The 15686-nt window shown below is 46.4% G+C and carries 18 protein-coding genes and 1 pseudogene; 10 read left to right on the top strand and 9 right to left on the bottom strand.

What is annotated here, in order from left to right; translation table 11 throughout:
- Positions 1–95 precede the first annotated feature (95 nt).
- From K7R11_RS08190 to K7R11_RS08160, 7 genes are all read left to right on the top strand, one after another.
- The gene (locus tag K7R11_RS08190) at positions 96–869 is read left to right on the top strand and encodes a ParA family protein (protein ID WP_224490049.1); all 774 of its coding nucleotides are present in this window, start codon (positions 96–98) and stop codon (positions 867–869) included.
- Positions 869–1768: a ParB/RepB/Spo0J family partition protein gene (locus K7R11_RS08185; protein WP_224490048.1), complete on the top strand. Its 900-nt coding sequence runs from the start codon at positions 869–871 to the stop codon at positions 1766–1768. Before K7R11_RS08190 ends, K7R11_RS08185 begins: the two co-directional genes overlap by 1 nt.
- Positions 1768–2448 (top strand): DUF5683 domain-containing protein, encoded by a 681-nt coding sequence (locus tag K7R11_RS08180; protein WP_224490047.1) that lies wholly within the window; start codon positions 1768–1770, stop codon positions 2446–2448. The genes K7R11_RS08185 and K7R11_RS08180 overlap by 1 nt, the downstream gene beginning before the upstream one ends.
- 18 nt (positions 2449–2466) lie before the next feature.
- On the top strand, positions 2467–3162 hold the full coding sequence (dapB, locus tag K7R11_RS08175; protein ID WP_224490046.1) for a 4-hydroxy-tetrahydrodipicolinate reductase: 696 nt from the start codon (positions 2467–2469) through the stop codon (positions 3160–3162).
- Between the two features lie 86 nt (positions 3163–3248).
- Complete coding sequence (lepB, locus tag K7R11_RS08170) at positions 3249–4955, top strand: signal peptidase I (RefSeq protein ID WP_224490045.1); 1707 nt, start codon at positions 3249–3251, stop codon at positions 4953–4955.
- A 9-nt stretch (positions 4956–4964) separates the two neighbouring features.
- The gene (locus K7R11_RS08165) at positions 4965–5585 is read left to right on the top strand and encodes a WbqC family protein (RefSeq protein WP_224490044.1); all 621 of its coding nucleotides are present in this window, start codon (positions 4965–4967) and stop codon (positions 5583–5585) included.
- On the top strand, positions 5582–5914 hold the full coding sequence (locus tag K7R11_RS08160) for a DUF6122 family protein (RefSeq protein WP_224490043.1): 333 nt from the start codon (positions 5582–5584) through the stop codon (positions 5912–5914). The genes K7R11_RS08165 and K7R11_RS08160 overlap by 4 nt, the downstream gene beginning before the upstream one ends.
- On the opposite strand, the gene K7R11_RS08155 is transcribed toward K7R11_RS08160, so the two are convergent.
- The 7 genes from K7R11_RS08155 to K7R11_RS08125 all read right to left on the bottom strand — a co-directional run bounded on the left by K7R11_RS08155 (position 5894) and on the right by K7R11_RS08125 (position 12117).
- On the bottom strand, positions 5894–6910 hold the full coding sequence (locus K7R11_RS08155; protein WP_224490042.1) for an endonuclease/exonuclease/phosphatase family protein: 1017 nt from the start codon (positions 6908–6910) through the stop codon (positions 5894–5896). The genes K7R11_RS08160 and K7R11_RS08155 overlap by 21 nt on opposite strands.
- 9 nt (positions 6911–6919) lie before the next feature.
- On the bottom strand, positions 6920–7786 hold the full coding sequence (locus K7R11_RS08150; protein WP_224490041.1) for a rhomboid family protein: 867 nt from the start codon (positions 7784–7786) through the stop codon (positions 6920–6922).
- Positions 7786–8538 carry a rhomboid family intramembrane serine protease gene (locus K7R11_RS08145; protein WP_224490040.1) on the bottom strand — a complete coding sequence of 251 codons (753 nt, stop codon included), beginning with the start codon at positions 8536–8538 and terminating at the stop codon, positions 7786–7788. The genes K7R11_RS08150 and K7R11_RS08145 overlap by 1 nt, the downstream gene beginning before the upstream one ends.
- Complete coding sequence (gene mutL, locus K7R11_RS08140; protein WP_224490039.1) at positions 8539–10407, bottom strand: DNA mismatch repair endonuclease MutL; 1869 nt, start codon at positions 10405–10407, stop codon at positions 8539–8541.
- Positions 10407–10700 carry a hypothetical protein gene (locus tag K7R11_RS08135; RefSeq protein ID WP_224490038.1) on the bottom strand — a complete coding sequence of 98 codons (294 nt, stop codon included), beginning with the start codon at positions 10698–10700 and terminating at the stop codon, positions 10407–10409. Before K7R11_RS08135 ends, mutL begins: the two co-directional genes overlap by 1 nt.
- A gap of 170 nt (positions 10701–10870) precedes the next feature.
- Positions 10871–11353 (bottom strand): 6,7-dimethyl-8-ribityllumazine synthase, encoded by a 483-nt coding sequence (ribH, locus tag K7R11_RS08130; protein WP_224490037.1) that lies wholly within the window; start codon positions 11351–11353, stop codon positions 10871–10873.
- A complete protein-coding gene (locus K7R11_RS08125; RefSeq protein WP_224490036.1) occupies positions 11353–12117 on the bottom strand; it encodes a tetratricopeptide repeat protein in 765 nt (254 codons plus the stop codon). The genes ribH and K7R11_RS08125 overlap by 1 nt, the downstream gene beginning before the upstream one ends.
- Before the next feature lie 135 nt (positions 12118–12252).
- On the opposite strand from K7R11_RS08125, the pseudogene recF reads away from it, so the two are divergent.
- The 3 genes and pseudogenes from recF (at position 12253) to K7R11_RS08110 (ending at position 14069) form a co-directional block, all read left to right on the top strand.
- Positions 12253–13341, top strand: a pseudogene (gene recF, locus K7R11_RS08120) (DNA replication/repair protein RecF).
- A gap of 3 nt (positions 13342–13344) precedes the next feature.
- Positions 13345–13773: a lipocalin family protein gene (locus K7R11_RS08115; protein WP_224490035.1), complete on the top strand. Its 429-nt coding sequence runs from the start codon at positions 13345–13347 to the stop codon at positions 13771–13773.
- Positions 13773–14069 (top strand): DUF721 domain-containing protein, encoded by a 297-nt coding sequence (locus K7R11_RS08110; protein WP_224490034.1) that lies wholly within the window; start codon positions 13773–13775, stop codon positions 14067–14069. The genes K7R11_RS08115 and K7R11_RS08110 overlap by 1 nt, the downstream gene beginning before the upstream one ends.
- Positions 14070–14130: 61 nt before the next feature.
- Here K7R11_RS08110 and K7R11_RS08105 read toward each other — a convergent pair whose 3' ends face one another.
- Both K7R11_RS08105 and K7R11_RS08100 read right to left on the bottom strand, forming a co-directional pair.
- Positions 14131–14550 (bottom strand): nucleoside-diphosphate kinase, encoded by a 420-nt coding sequence (locus tag K7R11_RS08105; protein ID WP_224490033.1) that lies wholly within the window; start codon positions 14548–14550, stop codon positions 14131–14133.
- Positions 14551–14606: 56 nt separating this feature from the next.
- Positions 14607–15638, bottom strand: coding sequence for an alkaline phosphatase D family protein (locus K7R11_RS08100; RefSeq protein ID WP_224490032.1), 1032 nt, complete (start codon positions 15636–15638; stop codon positions 14607–14609).
- Positions 15639–15686 lie beyond the last annotated feature (48 nt).

The raw sequence follows: 15686 nt of genomic DNA, 5'->3' as shown, positions 1-15686 counted from the left end.
GAACCAATGGGGGAAAAGGAAGGCCGTTGTTAAAAAAATTCATTTTTAATACTCACAAATAATCGTATTTTTACGAGGTAATTCTATTTATTGTTATGGGTAAAATAATTGCTGTTGCGAATCAGAAGGGAGGCGTGGGCAAAACCACCACCTCTGTAAACCTCGCAGCCTCACTCGGCGTGTTGGAGAAAAAGGTATTGCTTATCGATGCAGATCCACAGGCCAACGCCACCTCCGGGTTAGGCATTGATGTAGAGGCTGTAGAGCACGGTTCCTACCAGTTACTGGAACACTCCCTGCCGGTCAGGGACACCATCATAAAAACCGATTCCCCCAATGTAGATCTTATTCCTGCACATATTGACCTGGTGGCTATCGAGATCGAGCTCGTGGATCAGGACGAGCGGGAATATATGCTTCGTAAAGCCATTGCCGAGGTAAAGGACGAATACGACTATATCATGATCGATTGTGCTCCGTCCCTTGGCCTGCTCACCTTGAATGCCCTTACGGCCTCCGATTCGGTGATCATCCCGATACAGTGTGAGTATTTTGCCCTCGAAGGACTGGGAAAACTCCTGAACACTATTAAAAGTGTTCAGAAAATCCACAACCCGAATCTGGATATCGAAGGAATGCTGCTTACCATGTACGATTCCCGTTTACGACTTTCCAATCAGGTTGTTGAAGAGGTGCAGAAGCATTTCAGCGATATGGTTTTCGATACGATCATCCAGCGTAATGTGCGGTTGAGCGAGGCGCCCAGCTACGGAGAAACCATAATAAATTACGACGCGACCAGTAAAGGTGCTACAAATTATCTAAATTTGGCCCACGAAATTATTGAAAAGAACAAGCAAGCGGTATAATGGCAAAGGCAACCAAGAAACAAGCTTTAGGAAGAGGACTTTCGGCCCTGTTAAAGGACCCGGAAAATGACATACAATCGGCAGAAGACAAAAATGCCGATCAGGTAGTTGGTAATATCGTAGAACTGGATCTGGAGACCATCGAGGTAAACCCTTTCCAGCCCCGTACCAACTTCAATGAGGAAACCCTTCAGGAACTGGCTGTTTCGATTAAGGAGCTTGGAGTAATCCAGCCTATTACGGTTCGCAAGGTAGATTTTAACAAATACCAGCTGGTTTCAGGAGAACGCCGGCTCCGGGCCTCTAAACTGGCAGGGTTAAAATCTGTTCCCGCCTACATTCGTATCGCCAATGACCAGGAGTCTCTTGAAATGGCCCTGGTGGAAAACATTCAGCGTCAGGATCTCGACCCTATTGAAGTAGCACTGTCTTACCAGCGCCTTTTGGATGAGATTGAAATCACTCAGGAACAACTCAGTGACCGTGTAGGTAAAAAACGTTCAACCATTACCAATTACCTGCGACTGCTCAAACTGGACCCAATTATTCAAACCGGAATGCGGGATGGGTTTGTGAGCATGGGACACGGAAGGGCCCTGATCAATATCGAGAGTAAACAAGACCAGATACAGATCTATGAAAAGATCATATCGCATTCCCTCTCGGTAAGAGAGACAGAAAAACTGGTACGCGATTACCAGCTCAAAAAGGAAACCGGGGAAACCAAAAAACCTGCTGCTGCAGAAATGCCTGAATATGTTTCCGACAACCTGGACAGCCTTACGGAATATCTATCGTCTAAAGTAGATGTAAAAGTTGCCAAAAACGGAAAAGGAAGGCTTATTATTCCTTTTCATTCCAAGGAAGACTTTTTGCGTCTCGCCAAACTTCTGAAGTAGTGCAGATAAAATATTTAGCGATCTTTCTTTTGTGCCTCTCCCATTTGGCGATCAGCGCACAGGAAACCCAATCGCCTGCTTCTGAAAATACAAAGACAGCGCTCACCACTCCCGGGATACAAGGTGACTCCTTAAGTAAAAAGGAAATTCGCCGGCTTCAAAGGCAGCAGCGTAAAGACAGCCTGCGCTCCAACCAGCAGATCAATCCGCTTTCCCCTGCACGGGCCGCCTTTTATTCGGCCATATTACCCGGCTTGGGGCAGATCTATAACAAAAGCTACTGGAAGGTCCCTTTAGTCTACGGCGCTATTGGTACCGGGCTTTATTTCTACATTAACAACACCAACGAATACAACAGGTACCGGGATGCCTATAAAAGCAGGCTCGCCGGATTTCAGAATGACGAGTTCTACGATATCAACAACAGCGGAATTATACCAGGCAGTCCGGACGTAAGTGATGAGGCCCTGAGAAATGCCCAGGAATTCTACCAGAGAAACCGGGATCTATCCCTGCTTATCACCGTTGGACTCTATGCGCTTAACATTATCGACGCCAATGTAGACGCCCACCTGAAACAATACAACGTAAACGACAACCTGAGCTTCAAACCCTTTATAGAACAGGATCAGACCAGTTTTAACACCAATTTCGGACTGACCCTCAACCTGAAGTTCTGACCACAGTAAAACAAGACCATGAAGATTGCACTTATCGGATACGGAAGAATGGGGAAAATGATCGAGGAGATCGCCCGCCAAAGGGGGCACCATATCGTATCCCGCATAAAAAAACAAGATGCCCTGGATCTTAAAGATGCCGACGTCGCTATTGATTTCAGCGTTCCGGAATCTGCCTTTGAAAATATCACCCATTGTTTTCATCACAATGTCCCCGTGATCTCAGGTACCACCGGCTGGCTGGACAGGTATGACGAGGCTCTCGAGGTATGCCGGGCGCAGAACGGCGCCTTTATCTACGCCTCCAATTTTAGCCTTGGGGTTAATATCTTTTTTGAATTGAACCGGTTCCTGGCAAAAATGATGGGGAACCTGGAAACCTATAAGGTCGCAATGGAAGAGATCCACCATACCCAAAAACTGGATGCTCCCAGCGGTACGGCCATTACCCTGGCAGAGGGCATTATAGCACATACCCCATACAAGGACTGGAGCCTTGAAAACCCGGATGAAAAATCCATTCCCGTTAAAGCCATAAGAACCGGACAGGTTCCCGGCACCCATACCATTAGCTGGGAAAGTGCTGTAGACCGCATCGATATCACCCATACCGCCCATAACAGAGAAGGCTTTGCACTTGGAGCCGTTATCGCCGCGGAATGGCTGAAAGACAAAAAGGGGGTATACAGCATGAAAGATGTGCTCAGCCTCTGAAGCATTTTAAAGAAAACAGCTATTTTTACTGAAACGATAACATTCTCTGGCCTGACGGCCTGAATCATAAAACCCAAATATCCAAGATGACAGCAACGCAATGGATCATATTCTTCTTCCTTATTCAGGTTATCCACTTTCTTGGAACCTGGAAACTGTACACCAAAGCAGGAAGAAAAGCCTGGGAAGCTCTTGTTCCTGTTTATAATGCCGTAATCCTGATGAAGATCATTCGCCGCCCCTGGTGGTGGGTCATTCTTTTATTCTTGCCCATTATCAACCTGATCATGATCCCGGTGGTCTGGGTAGAAACCATCAGAAGCTTTGGACGCAACAGCACCACAGACACCCTCTTAGTGCTGATCACCCTCGGGCTTTATATCTATTACGTAAACTATGCCCTGGAGGTAGACTATATTGAAGACCGGTCTCTGCAGCCCAGAACAGCACTGGGCGAATGGGTAAGTTCTATTCTTTTTGCGGTGGTTGCAGCTACCCTGGTGCACACGTATTTTATTCAGCCTTATGTAATACCCACTTCCTCCCTGGAACAAACCCTTTTAGTAGGCGATTTCCTTTTTGTGAGTAAATTCCATTACGGGGCAAGGGCACCGATGACTACAGTAGCCTTCCCGATGGTTCACGATACTCTTCCGGTGGTAAAAACCAAATCCTACCTGAAAAAGCCTCAGTTACCGTATTTCCGTTTGCCCGGGTTCCAGGAAGTAAAGCGCAACGACATAGTGGTTTTTAGCTGGCCTGCAGATACGGTGGAACAGTTTTTTAAGATCACAGACAAACGCATACGAAAACCTATCGATAAGAAGTCAAACTACGTTAAACGCTGTGTGGCCATTGCCGGAGATACCCTGGAGATCAGAGATGGGTTCGTTTACATAAACGGAGAAAAAACCGTGCTACCGGACAGGGCAAAAACCCAGTATTCGTACCGTGTTACTTCATCTAAGGGCGTAACCTCTGCAGCACTTATCGACGCAGGAGCTAGAGAGCTTAACCGGGTTTATATTGCCAGCAATATGACCCAGCAGCAACTTAACGGGGTAGCCCCCTACTTAACGGCCCCGCCACAGAACGCACAACAGGGCGGAATCGTCCTGCAAACCGGAAAGAACGGTATTCCCCTGGAAGTGGTCAGAAACTACAGGCTCAATCTAAAGGAGATCGCCAATTTCGAAAGAGAAGCCACCCTGACTTTGGAAGGAGCTGAAAAACTGCGTGCCAACCCGGCTATAGACAGTGTGATACGCTATGTGATGCCAAAAGAGCTCACCAGCCAGTCTTTCTTCCCCAATGCCCCGGAATACACCTGGAACCTCGACAATATGGGGCCCATCTATATGCCGGAAAAAGGGAAAACAGTGACCCTGACCACAGAAAATCTGCCCCTGTATAAAAAGATCATCCGCGAATACGAGGGGAATACCCTTGATGTGGAAGGCAATCAGATCATTATTAATGGGAATCCCACAACCACCTATACATTCCGGCAGGACTATTACTGGATGATGGGAGACAACCGACACCGCTCAGAAGACAGCCGCTACTGGGGCTTTGTTCCCGCAGACCATATTGTAGGTAAGCCAGTATTCATCTGGATGAGTGTAGAGAACTTTACCCAGGGCATGAAAAACTGGAAGGTTCGCTGGGACCGGGTTTTCACCACCGTGGGCGGTGAAGGTCAACCGAAATCCTACCTGTTGTGGTTTGTAGGCGCCCTGGCGATCTATCTCGCATGGGCACAATTTCGGAAACGCAAAAAGCAAACCTCTTAGTTCACTCGCATGAAACCGCTTTTACATCCTACATATTTTCCCAACATTGCCCATTTTACGGTCATGGTAAAGGGCGGATTTGTGTTTGAAAAAGAAGACAATTATCAGAAACAGACCTATCGCAACAGGACGTATATCTATAGTGCAAACGGCCCGCAATTGCTATCGGTCCCTGTCAAGCACAGCAATAATGCTGAAGGCCACCAGAAATACAGGGAAGTGGTTATAGAAGACAATTTCGACTGGAAAAAGCAGCACTGGAAATCCATACAGACCGCCTACCGCACCTCTCCCTTCTTTGAATTCTACGAGGACGAGATTGCCCCCTTTTTTGAAAAAAAACACACCCGGCTTTACGATATGAACCTGGAATCGGCGCTTTTGCTGGCGGAGATCATGCAAACCGACCTGGATTACAGTTTTACTGGAAGCTATGAAAAATCTCCTCAGGAAACTACAGACCACAGAAACCTGGCAAACGCCAAAAGCAAATCAACTTTCGATTTTCAGCCCTACACCCAGGTATTTGAAGAAAAGCAAGGATTTATCCCCAACCTATGCATACTCGATTTGTTATTTAATGAAGGGCCAAATGCATTGAATTACCTGGAAAGTCAGTCGGTTCAATGAGTGCAGAATACCTGAGACCTTTAATACATTACGGAATTCATTTCGGGATCCCAATAGCTGTAGCATGGTTTTTCTATGGCTCCAGATTTCGCCACACCTTACTATTGCTTTGGGCCGGTATCCTGCTGGACACCGACCACCTTTTAGCCTCGCCTGTATTTGATGCGGACCGTTGCAGCATTGGATTCCATGTTCTGCATTCCTGGCCATTGATCGTATTGTACATGCTTCTGCTGCTTCCCAGGAGAACCAGGATTATAGGTATCGCCTGCTCGATCCATATCCTCGCAGATATGGCCGATTGCTTTTTAATGAATTCGAACCTGTGAAATGACCGGATAGTGATCTGAATAAAAGTCATACCGGTTCTTATGAGAGATCACAGGAATACTTTCATGGGTAAATATAAAATCGATCCTTAAAGGGTAATACTTAAAATAATACGTCTTTCCGGTTCCCTTCCCCTGCTCTTCAAAGGTATCCGCAGCATCACCCCTCACCTGCCGGTAGATGGCAGAAAACTGGGTATTGTTAAGGTCGCCACAGGTAATGGCCGGATAAGGGGAAGTATCGCGGTGCGCTTCAAAAATATCTGCCTGTATCTTCTGGCGCGAAAAAGCAATTCCCATACGGTTGGCTATTCGATTGGAATTCTCCTGGCTGATTTCTTCCTTCTCAGGATTGATCATGAACGACTGAAGATGGAGGTTGTAGACCCGAACCGTGTCCCGGCCAATACTGAGATCCGCATAGATGGCATTATTCCCGGAATCCGGAAAATCCAGGGATCCCTCCCCGACAATCGGAAATTTCGAAAAGATCACCTGCCCGGTCTGCCCGGTTTTATACTTCACATAACGGAAGGGGTACTGGGAGAAACTCCCCTCCTCCTCCTTGTGAAATTCCTGCATACAGAGGATATCAGGATCTTCCTGCTTCACCATCTCCTGTATGCGCTGAGCCACATCCTCCTGTTCGATCCATTCATATTTATTGAAGAGCCGGACATTATAGGTCATTACTTTCACAGCCGAGGTGGTGATCACACTGGGAGTCCCTCCGAATTTATAAAGAGACAATACACTGGAATAGCCTGCCAGCAGTACCAGGAAGGATAACAACCATTGCCTCTTAAGTGAAAAAAGCCAAAAAAGCATGAATAACAGGTTTACCACCACCAGGGGAGGTACCGCCAGGCTGAAAATTGAAAGTTTAGGAGAAAGCTCTATGGGGATATATGGGATAAGCAACCCAAAGATCAGGGCCAGGGCGGTAATGATATTGAGCAGGTACAACCCCTTTTGAATCCAGTTGAGATTTTTCATGGAACCCGGTTAATCTTCTTTACCTGCTTTAAACAGAAAATCCTTTTCTTCCTTGGATAGGCTTTCATACCCGCTTTTGCTGATCTTATCAAGTATGGCATCGATATGCTTCTGATACTCCTGTTGGTCAGGCCTTTCATCCCTGCTCATTTTCTTACTTCGGTGAACGGTTTTTAAAGGACTCTTGCGCTTCCGGGAAAACGCATCCCCCATTTTATCGACCAGGCTTCCAAAGCCTTCTCCAATATCCTTACCCTCCATTAATTTACGGGCGTAGAGAAAACCGAGCAACTCTCCTCCCAAATGCGCAAGGTGGCCTCCGGAATTCCCCATGGGAAGCTGAATGAGATCGAGCAGCACCACAAACACCCCTATGTACCACAGTTTCACATTAAAGAAAATTACCCGCACCTCCTGGTTGGGTAAATACGTACACACAAAGAGCAGCACAGCCATGACCGCGGCAGAAGCCCCGATAAGCGAGGTTTTGATCCCGGAAAAGGCCGGGAAGATGTTATAACTCAAAAGGAAAACCATTCCCCCCACGATGGCACCCAAAAAGTACACATTTACAAAGGTCTTATTGCTGAACAGGTTTAAAAATATCCTTCCCGAAAAATAGAGCAGCAGCATGTTCCAGAAAATATGCATGAAGCCTCCGTGAAAAAACGCATAGGTAACCAAAGACCACGGCTGAATAATGAAATCCCCGAACCCTTTGGGCAGCTCGAACCAATTCATCAGAAAACCGGGATCCAGCTGAAACAAAAAGGTCACCAGCCCGTTAATGATGAAAACGGCCACATTTATTGCGATTAGCTTTTCGGCAATGTTAAGCCGTGAGAATTTATATTGCAGGTCCTTTGTAACGCTCATTAATCCCAACGATTGTTTTTAAACTGACTCCGTTTCCAGTACCACATCATAATAAAACCGAACAACGCCCCTCCGATGTGCGCAAAATGGGCAATCCCTGAACCAAATATAGACATTCCGGTAACGCCGGAAAACAGGTCCAGAGCTATTAAGATAGGAATAAAATATTTTGCTTTAACAGGAATGGGGAGGAAGATCAACATAAGTTCGGCATTTGGAAACATCATCCCGAAAGCCACCAGAATCCCGTACACCGCACCCGATGCTCCCACGGCCGGAATATTGTAGGCCATGGCAAAATTTTGCATCACGTCGTTAGAGATCCCTTCCACCTGAAGAAACTGTCCCGGGGGAATGCTTGGCAGGAGATTGGCGATACGTTCAGGAGTATACCCCACCCCCAGCAAGGCCTCGTATCCTTCCCTGAAATGGTAATAATTTACCAGGGTATGAATTAAGGCTGCCCCGAGTCCGGCAGAAAAGTAAAAGAACAGGAACTTATTCTTGCCCCAGATCTGTTCCAGCGGAGACCCAAAAGCCCACAAGGCATACATATTGAACAGGATATGAAATATCGTTCGCTTGTCATGCATGAACATATGGGTCACAAATTGCCAGACTCCGAAGTTGGAATTTTCCGGGAACCACAGTGCCATGGAAAAATAAAACTGGTCACTCAGCAATTGAGCCGCAATAAAGAAAAGGATATTAATGATCAGCAAATGCTTGATCGCTTCGGTGATTCGTCCCATTTATAAAAAACGTTTATCGATCTCGTCTACCGTTAATGTACTGTAGGTAGGTTTATTAAAAGGTGAAATATCAGGTTGTTTCGTAGCAAACAGATTGTTTACCAGGGCTTGCTGGGAAGCCTGGTTGAGGTGTTCCCCCGGCCGCACTGCCAGGTTCTTACTCAGGGTGCGTGCCAGCAGGTCGGCCTGTGAAAAATTACTTTCCGGAAGGTCGTTCTGAAAGTCAGAAAGCAGCTGGTCGAGCACCATGGCCGTCTCGCTCTCGGAAACGATCACGGGTATTCCGGAGATCTCGGCCTCTTCCCCATCCAGGGAGGCAAAAACAAATCCGGTATTTTCAAGACTTTGTCTTAACTCCTGCAGCAAACTCATCTCAGTCGGATTCAGGCTTACCTTAATCGGGAAGAGCAATTGCTGACTGATGCCACTTTGCACGGTCATATTTTTCAGGAACTCCTCATACAACACCCGCTGATGAGCCCGGTGCTGATCGATGATAACCAGACCCGATTTAATGGTAGTGATAATATACTTTTTATGCAGCTGGTAGGTTGTACTTCCGGTATGCTCTTTATCGTCTTCAAATAGCGACCCTGTGACTTCTTCAGATTCCAGCTCTATAGAACTGAAATCTTCCTTCTGGTTCAGCCCCACATAAAGGTTTTCCCAGGAAGCCCCTGCAGGTTTCGAATAATAAGCCCCATGGCCTTTACCCGTAGCGGTTGCCACCTGCGCATTACCCCTCACCTTCGGTTCATCCTCGAACGGATTAAAACTGCTGTCGACCTCAATGGTAGGTACCTGGGCGCCCTGCATCTTATTGTATTCATAAGGAGTATCGAGATTGGCATCCCTGTCAAAATCGAGTACCGGAGCTACATTGAATTGTCCAAGACTGTGTTTTACGGCCGAACGGATGATGGCGTAAATCGTATGTTCATCATCAAATTTAACCTCGGTCTTGGTGGGATGAATATTGATATCAATGCTCCCCGGATCTACCTCCAGGAAAAGAAAATACCCCGGATGTGTATGGTCTTTGATCAGGCCTTCAAAAGCCGAGCCCACAGCGTGATGAAGGTAAGAACTCCTGATAAAGCGGTCATTTACAAAGAAAAACTGTTCTCCACGGGTTTTTTTGGCAAATTCAGGTTTAAATACGAACCCGTTGATCCTGACTACTCCGGTCTCTTCCTCTACAGGTACCAGGCGTTCATTGGTCTTGTTCCCGAAAACATGCACGATACGTTGCCGGATATTGGCAGAAGGCAGTTTAAAGAGTTCACTTCCGTTGTTGTAGAAATCAAAGGCTGTATTGGGGTGAGCCAGCACTACACGATGAAATTCATCAATAATATGACGGAGCTCTACCGTATCCGATTTTAAGAAGTTTCGCCTTGCCGGGATATTGAAAAACAGATTTTTCACCTGCATGGACGTACCCCTGGCGGCAGCTACCGCTTCCTGTGATTCCAGCTTACCGCCTTCTATGCGGATCCGGGTACCGATCATCTCCTCATTATCGCTGGTACTCATTTCCACATGGGCGATAGCCGCAATGGAAGCCAGCGCCTCTCCCCGGAAACCCTTGGTGTGCAACTGAAAAAGGTCTTCCGCCGTACGTATCTTGGAGGTGGCATGGCGGGAAAAAGATAACCTCGCATCGGTCTCACTCATTCCCTTCCCGTTATCTACTACCTGGATCAGGGTCTTCCCCGCATCTTTTATAATAAGCTGGATGTGGGTGGAACCGGCATCAATGGCATTCTCCAGAAGTTCCTTAACTACCGAAGCCGGCCGCTGTACTACCTCCCCCGCTGCAATTTGATTGGCAACATGGTCCGGTAAAAGCTGAATGATATCTGCCATTAAAATATAGTGTCTAGGTTAATAGATCTGAGCGCCACATAGGCAAACATGAAAAGAAAGATCACAATGACCACAAGACGAATCCTGGTATTCATGGAAGTAGAACTCCTCCGCTGGGCTTTCCAGTCTTCCCGAAAACTTTTCCTTCGGTACCCCTTAAAATAATCCTCATCAGAATGTGCCTCCTTCTTTCGTTTCAGTTCTTCCAAACGCTCTTTACGTTCATCATAATATCGGGGCGTATAGCTATACGTCTTGTTACCTCGCTGTTTAAAAAGTGATGGGAGCTTCATATCTCAAATTTACTTAAAATGGCATAGAATGCCAGCCTCTTCCTCCTAAAAAATGTTAAGCTATGCGCCGGGCCCGATGCCCCGACATTCCATAGGATCCTGTGAAAAGCTATAAACGAAAAAAGACAGGCAGGCCTGTCTTTAATAATATCCGAACGCGCCACGCCCTTTTATTGGGCCAGTAACGCCATCTTGATCGCTGCGATCGCCGCTTCTGTACCTTTATTCCCGTGTTTCCCGCCACTTCTGTCAATAGCCTGCTGCAGGGTATTGTCGGTTAGCACACAAAAGATCACCGGCACATGGGTCTGCACGTTAAGATCCATAATGCCCTGGGCGGTAGCCTGGCACACGAAATCAAAGTGCTTGGTTTCTCCCTGGATCACACTCCCGATCGCGATCACTGCATCAGGCTTCGTCTTCTCGATAAGTTGTTTTGCGCCAAAGGTAAGCTCGAAGCTCCCGGGCACATTCCAACGGGTAATGTTTTCGATCAGCGCCCCGCAATCTAAAAGGGCTTGTTCTGCACCCTTGTACAGCGCCTCGGTGATCTCGTGGTTCCATTCAGAAACAACAATCCCAAACCGAAAAGGTTTCGCGTTTGGGATCTTGTCTTTATCGTAATGCGATAGATTCTTATTCTCAGTGGCCATTATTGAAGGGTTTTGGCTTTCCCTATAAAGATATCAATTGTTCTCGCTTCTTCAGAATCAGGATACTCATTTTTGATTCTTTCAAAATAAGAAACAGCCTCCTGGTTATTTCCTGTTTGCATGGCCAGGGTTCCCGCCTTATACAGGAACTTAGGGGTAGTAAAGCTGTTATCGCTGTGCGCAATAGCCTTCTCGTAAAACTCCATGGCATCTTCAGGCTGGTTAAGCTGTACAAAGGCATCTCCGATATTTCCTTTGGCAAGGGCACCCAGGATAGGGTCTTCAGACTCGAATTGCTCGAGGTAGTTGATGGCTTCCTGGTATTTCTGAATGTTCAGATAGGCCATACCTGCACTGTAATGAGCGAGGTTTGCCGCCTTGGTTCCACCGTAGTTGTCAATGATATCCAGCAGTCCGTATTTACCGGCAGCACCATTAAGCGCCAGGTTGTACAGAGAATCCTTGGCAGTACTGTTTACGGCCGCATCAAAGTATTGCTGGGCAAAGAACATCTCATTAGAAGCCTCTGCTTCTTTTGGCTTTAGTATAAACTGCTGATATCCCAGAAAAGCAAGAACTGCAAAAACCACTACTCCGATACCACCCAGAATATACTTTTGGTTTTTGATCACCCACTCCTCCGTTTTACCGGCACCCTCATCCAGGGTATTAAACACCTCTGCTGTTGCACTGTGTTCATCCTGTACCTGAGTTTCCTCTTTTTTTCTAGCTGGCTTGTAGCCTCTTTTCTTATACGTTGCCATTAGATCAATTTTAATTATATGCCCCGCAAAAATAAAATTTATATTGAAATAGGAAAGCCTTTATATTTGTTTATTTTAGATAATTTGCGACGCTTCTCAAAAGCGTCAAAACACCGAAAACAACTGCTTTTACCCATGGTCCTGAAACAGTTATCACTTATTAACTTCAAGAACTTCGACTCCAAAAAATTCGAACTGGACCGAAAGATCAATTGTTTTGTCGGAAATAACGGAATCGGAAAGACCAATGCCCTGGATGCGGTGTATCACCTCGCCTTCGGAAAAAGCTATTTTAACCCGATCGCTTCCCAGAACATTCGACACGGTGAAGATTTCATGGTGGTAGACGGGGTATTCGAAAAGCACGAGAAAGAAGAGAAGGTTGTTGTAAGCATTAAAAAGGGACAAAAAAAGGTCATTAAAAGAAATGGCAAGATCTACGACAAGCTCTCCGAACACATCGGATTCATCCCCCTGGTGATCATTTCCCCTGCCGATCGCGACCTCATTATCGAAGGCAGTGAAACCCGCAGAAAATTTATCGACGGGGTTATTTCCCAGAGCAAGGCCACCTACCTGCACCAGCTTATCTCGTATAATAAGCTGCTCTCCCAACGAAATTCCCTTTAAAAATACTTTGCCCTTAACAACACCTTCGACAAGGATACCCTGGAGGTCTACAATCATCAGATGAACGACCTGGCAACCCGTATTTTCGAGGAACGCAGGAATTTCCTGGAAACCTTTATTCCCATTTTCCGTCAAAGGTACAAGGCCATTGCCGGTAAGGAAGAAGAGATCTCCGTAAGCTATGAAAGTCATCTTTTTGAGAGCCCCCTTACTGACCTGTTCCGGGAATCCCTTTCCAAAGACCGGGCCTTACAGTACACCTCTAAAGGGGTGCATAAAGACGACCTTAAATTCGAGATCGCCGGTCACCCGATCAAGAAATTCGGCAGCCAGGGGCAGCAAAAATCGTTTCTTATCGCGCTTAAGCTCGCCCAGTTCGATTTTCTGAAGGCCCAGGCCGGGGTGCCTCCGCTTTTACTGCTGGATGACATCTTTGACAAGCTTGACGAACATCGTGTCGGACAAATAGTAGCTCTGGTGAATAAAGATGAATTCGGGCAGATCTTTATCAGCGACACCCATCCGGAAAGAACAGAGGAAGTGGTTAAATCCACCCACCAAACCTATAAAATGATCAACCTTTCAGACTCCTGAAATATGATGAAATCCATTTTCATACCCATACTCTCACTTCTTGCCTTAAGCCTGGTCACAACAGCATGCTCGGAGCAACCCGATATCAAAAACCTGGAAGGTTACTGGGAAATTGAACGGGCAGACCTGCCGGAAGGAAACACCATGGAATATTCCATCAGTACGACCATCGATCATTTTACCCTGGAAAGTGACAGCACCGGGTATAAAACCAAAGTAATGCCCCAACTCGACGGCAGCTTTATAACCTCAGGAGACAGCGAATCCTTTTCTATTGTTGAAAAAGATGGTAAATTAAAGCTGATATTTACCACTCCCCTCAGCTCTCATACGGAAACCGTATTACAACTAAAGGAGGAGCAGCTTATCCTGCTCAATGAGCGGGAGATGAAATACACCTACAAACGATTTAAAAAACTGGAACTGGAATAATGGCGAAACGCAGCGGAGAATACCATTCACTGGCAGATGTACTTAAAGATTTCATCAATGACAACAAGCTGGAGAAGGGGCTTGAAAAGATCAACGCCAGGGATGCCTGGGTTAAATTAATGGGAAACGGGGTCAACAACTACACCACCGATGTGCAGCTCAAGGAAGACACCCTTTATGTTTCCCTGAGTTCTTCTGTTTTAAGAGAAGAACTGAGCTACGGAAAAGAAAAGATCGTCAAGATGCTCAACGAGGAACTGGGCGAAGAGGTGATCAGAAAGATCATCTTACGATAAAAAAATCCCCGGCAGGAAATTTCCACCGGGGATTATTACTTTATATGACAGGTTGCCCTGATTAGAAGATCTCTCTTCCTGAAAAATGGAAGGCACCTTCAATAGCTGCGTTCTCATCGCTATCAGATCCGTGCACTGCATTTTCTCCGATAGAAGTCGCGAATAATTTTCTGATGGTTCCCTCTGCGGCTTCTGCAGGATTGGTAGCTCCTATCAGCGTACGGAAATCCTCAACAGCATTATCCTTTTCAAGAATAGCCGCAACGATAGGTCCTCTGGTCATAAACTCCACCAGCTCCCCGAAGAACGGACGCTCATTGTGAATCGCATAGAACTCTTCTGCATCGCGCTTGCTGAGTTGAGTAAATTTCATTGCAACGATCTTAAAACCTGCTGCAGTAATCTTTTCAAGTATCGCTCCGATATGTCCGTTCTCTACGGCATCGGGCTTGATCATTGTGAATGTTCTGTTTGTCGCCATTGGTCTTTATTAAATTCGGAGCAAAAGTAAGGCTTTTAATTTGAACTGCAAGGGAATTAATAGCCCTGCTGCAACTCCTCCAGGACCTCCCCCCCTTCTCCTACAATCTGCATCAGGGCCGTATGTTCAGAGAAATTCAGCCTGAGTACACCAAAACTTTTCCTGGTGATCACCTCTCCCACCCGATACGGATTTTCCTCTCCCTTAAAATTCTCATAGGTATGGGTAAGTCCGCTGGAGGTGAAATCCACAAGTGGGTACGACAAACCCTCGAGGTTTAACCGTGAGAATTCTGAGATATGACGGTCTCCGGAGAGAATGATCACGCCCCGCGCTTTACTGTCGCGGATCAGATTCAGAAGCTTTTCGGATTCCAATGGAAAATTACCCCAGGTTTCAAAACCATGTTTGTTGGAAAGTACCTGAATACTGCTTAGCACAATATTAAAATCGGCATCCGATTTGCGCAACTGGGTCTCAAGCCATTTCCATTGCGCTTCTCCCAAAAGTGTACTTCCCGGGGTTTTATTGGGCAGGTACTTCTTATCTCCGGCCCCGAAGTTTTTGGTTAACGGACTTCGAAAATACCGGGTATCCAGCATGATAAGCCTGACCTTACCCCCGGGAGTAAAAAATTCCTCCACGTGATAAACCCCTTCCCTGGCTCTTCTGGGATGGTTTCTTGGCACATCCATAAAGTCGAGAAAAAGCTCCTGGGCATCCTCCTTAAAGGCATAGTCTCCACCCCCGTCATTCAACCCGTAGTCGTGGTCGTCCCAGGTTCCGGTAACGTGCACACGCTTTTTGAGTTCCCGGTATCCCTCCTGATAGCGCTGTTCTTCATAGGCCCTCCGTTTTTCCCTCTTATCATTCGTATCGGCATAGATGTTATCACCGCCCCATACCCAGATCGAGGGCTGTATACTAAGCACATCATCCCAAAGTTCATTCTCCTCATCCTGTTTATTACAGGAGCCGAAAGCCATTATAAATTCCCCGTCCTGTAAAGGATAGGTTACTGAGGAAGATGTCGATTTACAACCGGCTAACAGCCCCAGTGCACTGATCAATATAAGTGTTCTACGCATTAGTTTAGTATGGTCCTGCAAAAGTAGTAGTAGTTTTTAAACTGTTAT

This window comes from Robertkochia flava (genome assembly GCF_020166515.1).
In the GTDB taxonomy this organism is placed as follows: domain Bacteria; phylum Bacteroidota; class Bacteroidia; order Flavobacteriales; family Flavobacteriaceae; genus Robertkochia; species Robertkochia flava.
The sequence above is the reverse complement of the archived record's forward strand: the minus strand, read 5'-3'. Positions and strand labels throughout refer to the sequence as shown.

Excerpts from the sequence above, each read along its gene's own strand:
- ribH (WP_224490037.1), bottom strand. The coding sequence starts at position 11,353 with ATGGCCACTGAGAATAAGAATCTATCGCATTACGATAAAGACAAGATC.
- K7R11_RS08100 (WP_224490032.1), bottom strand. The coding sequence starts at position 15,638 with ATGCGTAGAACACTTATATTGATCAGTGCACTGGGGCTGTTAGCCGGT.
- K7R11_RS08145 (WP_224490040.1), bottom strand. The coding sequence starts at position 8,538 with ATGGGACGAATCACCGAAGCGATCAAGCATTTGCTGATCATTAATATC.
- K7R11_RS08150 (WP_224490041.1), bottom strand. The coding sequence starts at position 7,786 with ATGAGCGTTACAAAGGACCTGCAATATAAATTCTCACGGCTTAACATT.
- K7R11_RS08185 (WP_224490048.1), top strand. The coding sequence starts at position 869 with ATGGCAAAGGCAACCAAGAAACAAGCTTTAGGAAGAGGACTTTCGGCC.
- K7R11_RS08155 (WP_224490042.1), bottom strand. The coding sequence starts at position 6,910 with ATGAAAAATCTCAACTGGATTCAAAAGGGGTTGTACCTGCTCAATATC.
- K7R11_RS08190 (WP_224490049.1), top strand. The coding sequence starts at position 96 with ATGGGTAAAATAATTGCTGTTGCGAATCAGAAGGGAGGCGTGGGCAAA.
- lepB (WP_224490045.1), top strand. The coding sequence starts at position 3,249 with ATGACAGCAACGCAATGGATCATATTCTTCTTCCTTATTCAGGTTATC.
- mutL (WP_224490039.1), bottom strand. The coding sequence starts at position 10,407 with ATGGCAGATATCATTCAGCTTTTACCGGACCATGTTGCCAATCAAATT.
- K7R11_RS08110 (WP_224490034.1), top strand. The coding sequence starts at position 13,773 with ATGGCGAAACGCAGCGGAGAATACCATTCACTGGCAGATGTACTTAAA.
- dapB (WP_224490046.1), top strand. The coding sequence starts at position 2,467 with ATGAAGATTGCACTTATCGGATACGGAAGAATGGGGAAAATGATCGAG.
- K7R11_RS08125 (WP_224490036.1), bottom strand. The coding sequence starts at position 12,117 with ATGGCAACGTATAAGAAAAGAGGCTACAAGCCAGCTAGAAAAAAAGAG.
- K7R11_RS08105 (WP_224490033.1), bottom strand. The coding sequence starts at position 14,550 with ATGGCGACAAACAGAACATTCACAATGATCAAGCCCGATGCCGTAGAG.
- K7R11_RS08135 (WP_224490038.1), bottom strand. The coding sequence starts at position 10,700 with ATGAAGCTCCCATCACTTTTTAAACAGCGAGGTAACAAGACGTATAGC.
- K7R11_RS08160 (WP_224490043.1), top strand. The coding sequence starts at position 5,582 with ATGAGTGCAGAATACCTGAGACCTTTAATACATTACGGAATTCATTTC.
- K7R11_RS08165 (WP_224490044.1), top strand. The coding sequence starts at position 4,965 with ATGAAACCGCTTTTACATCCTACATATTTTCCCAACATTGCCCATTTT.
- K7R11_RS08115 (WP_224490035.1), top strand. The coding sequence starts at position 13,345 with ATGATGAAATCCATTTTCATACCCATACTCTCACTTCTTGCCTTAAGC.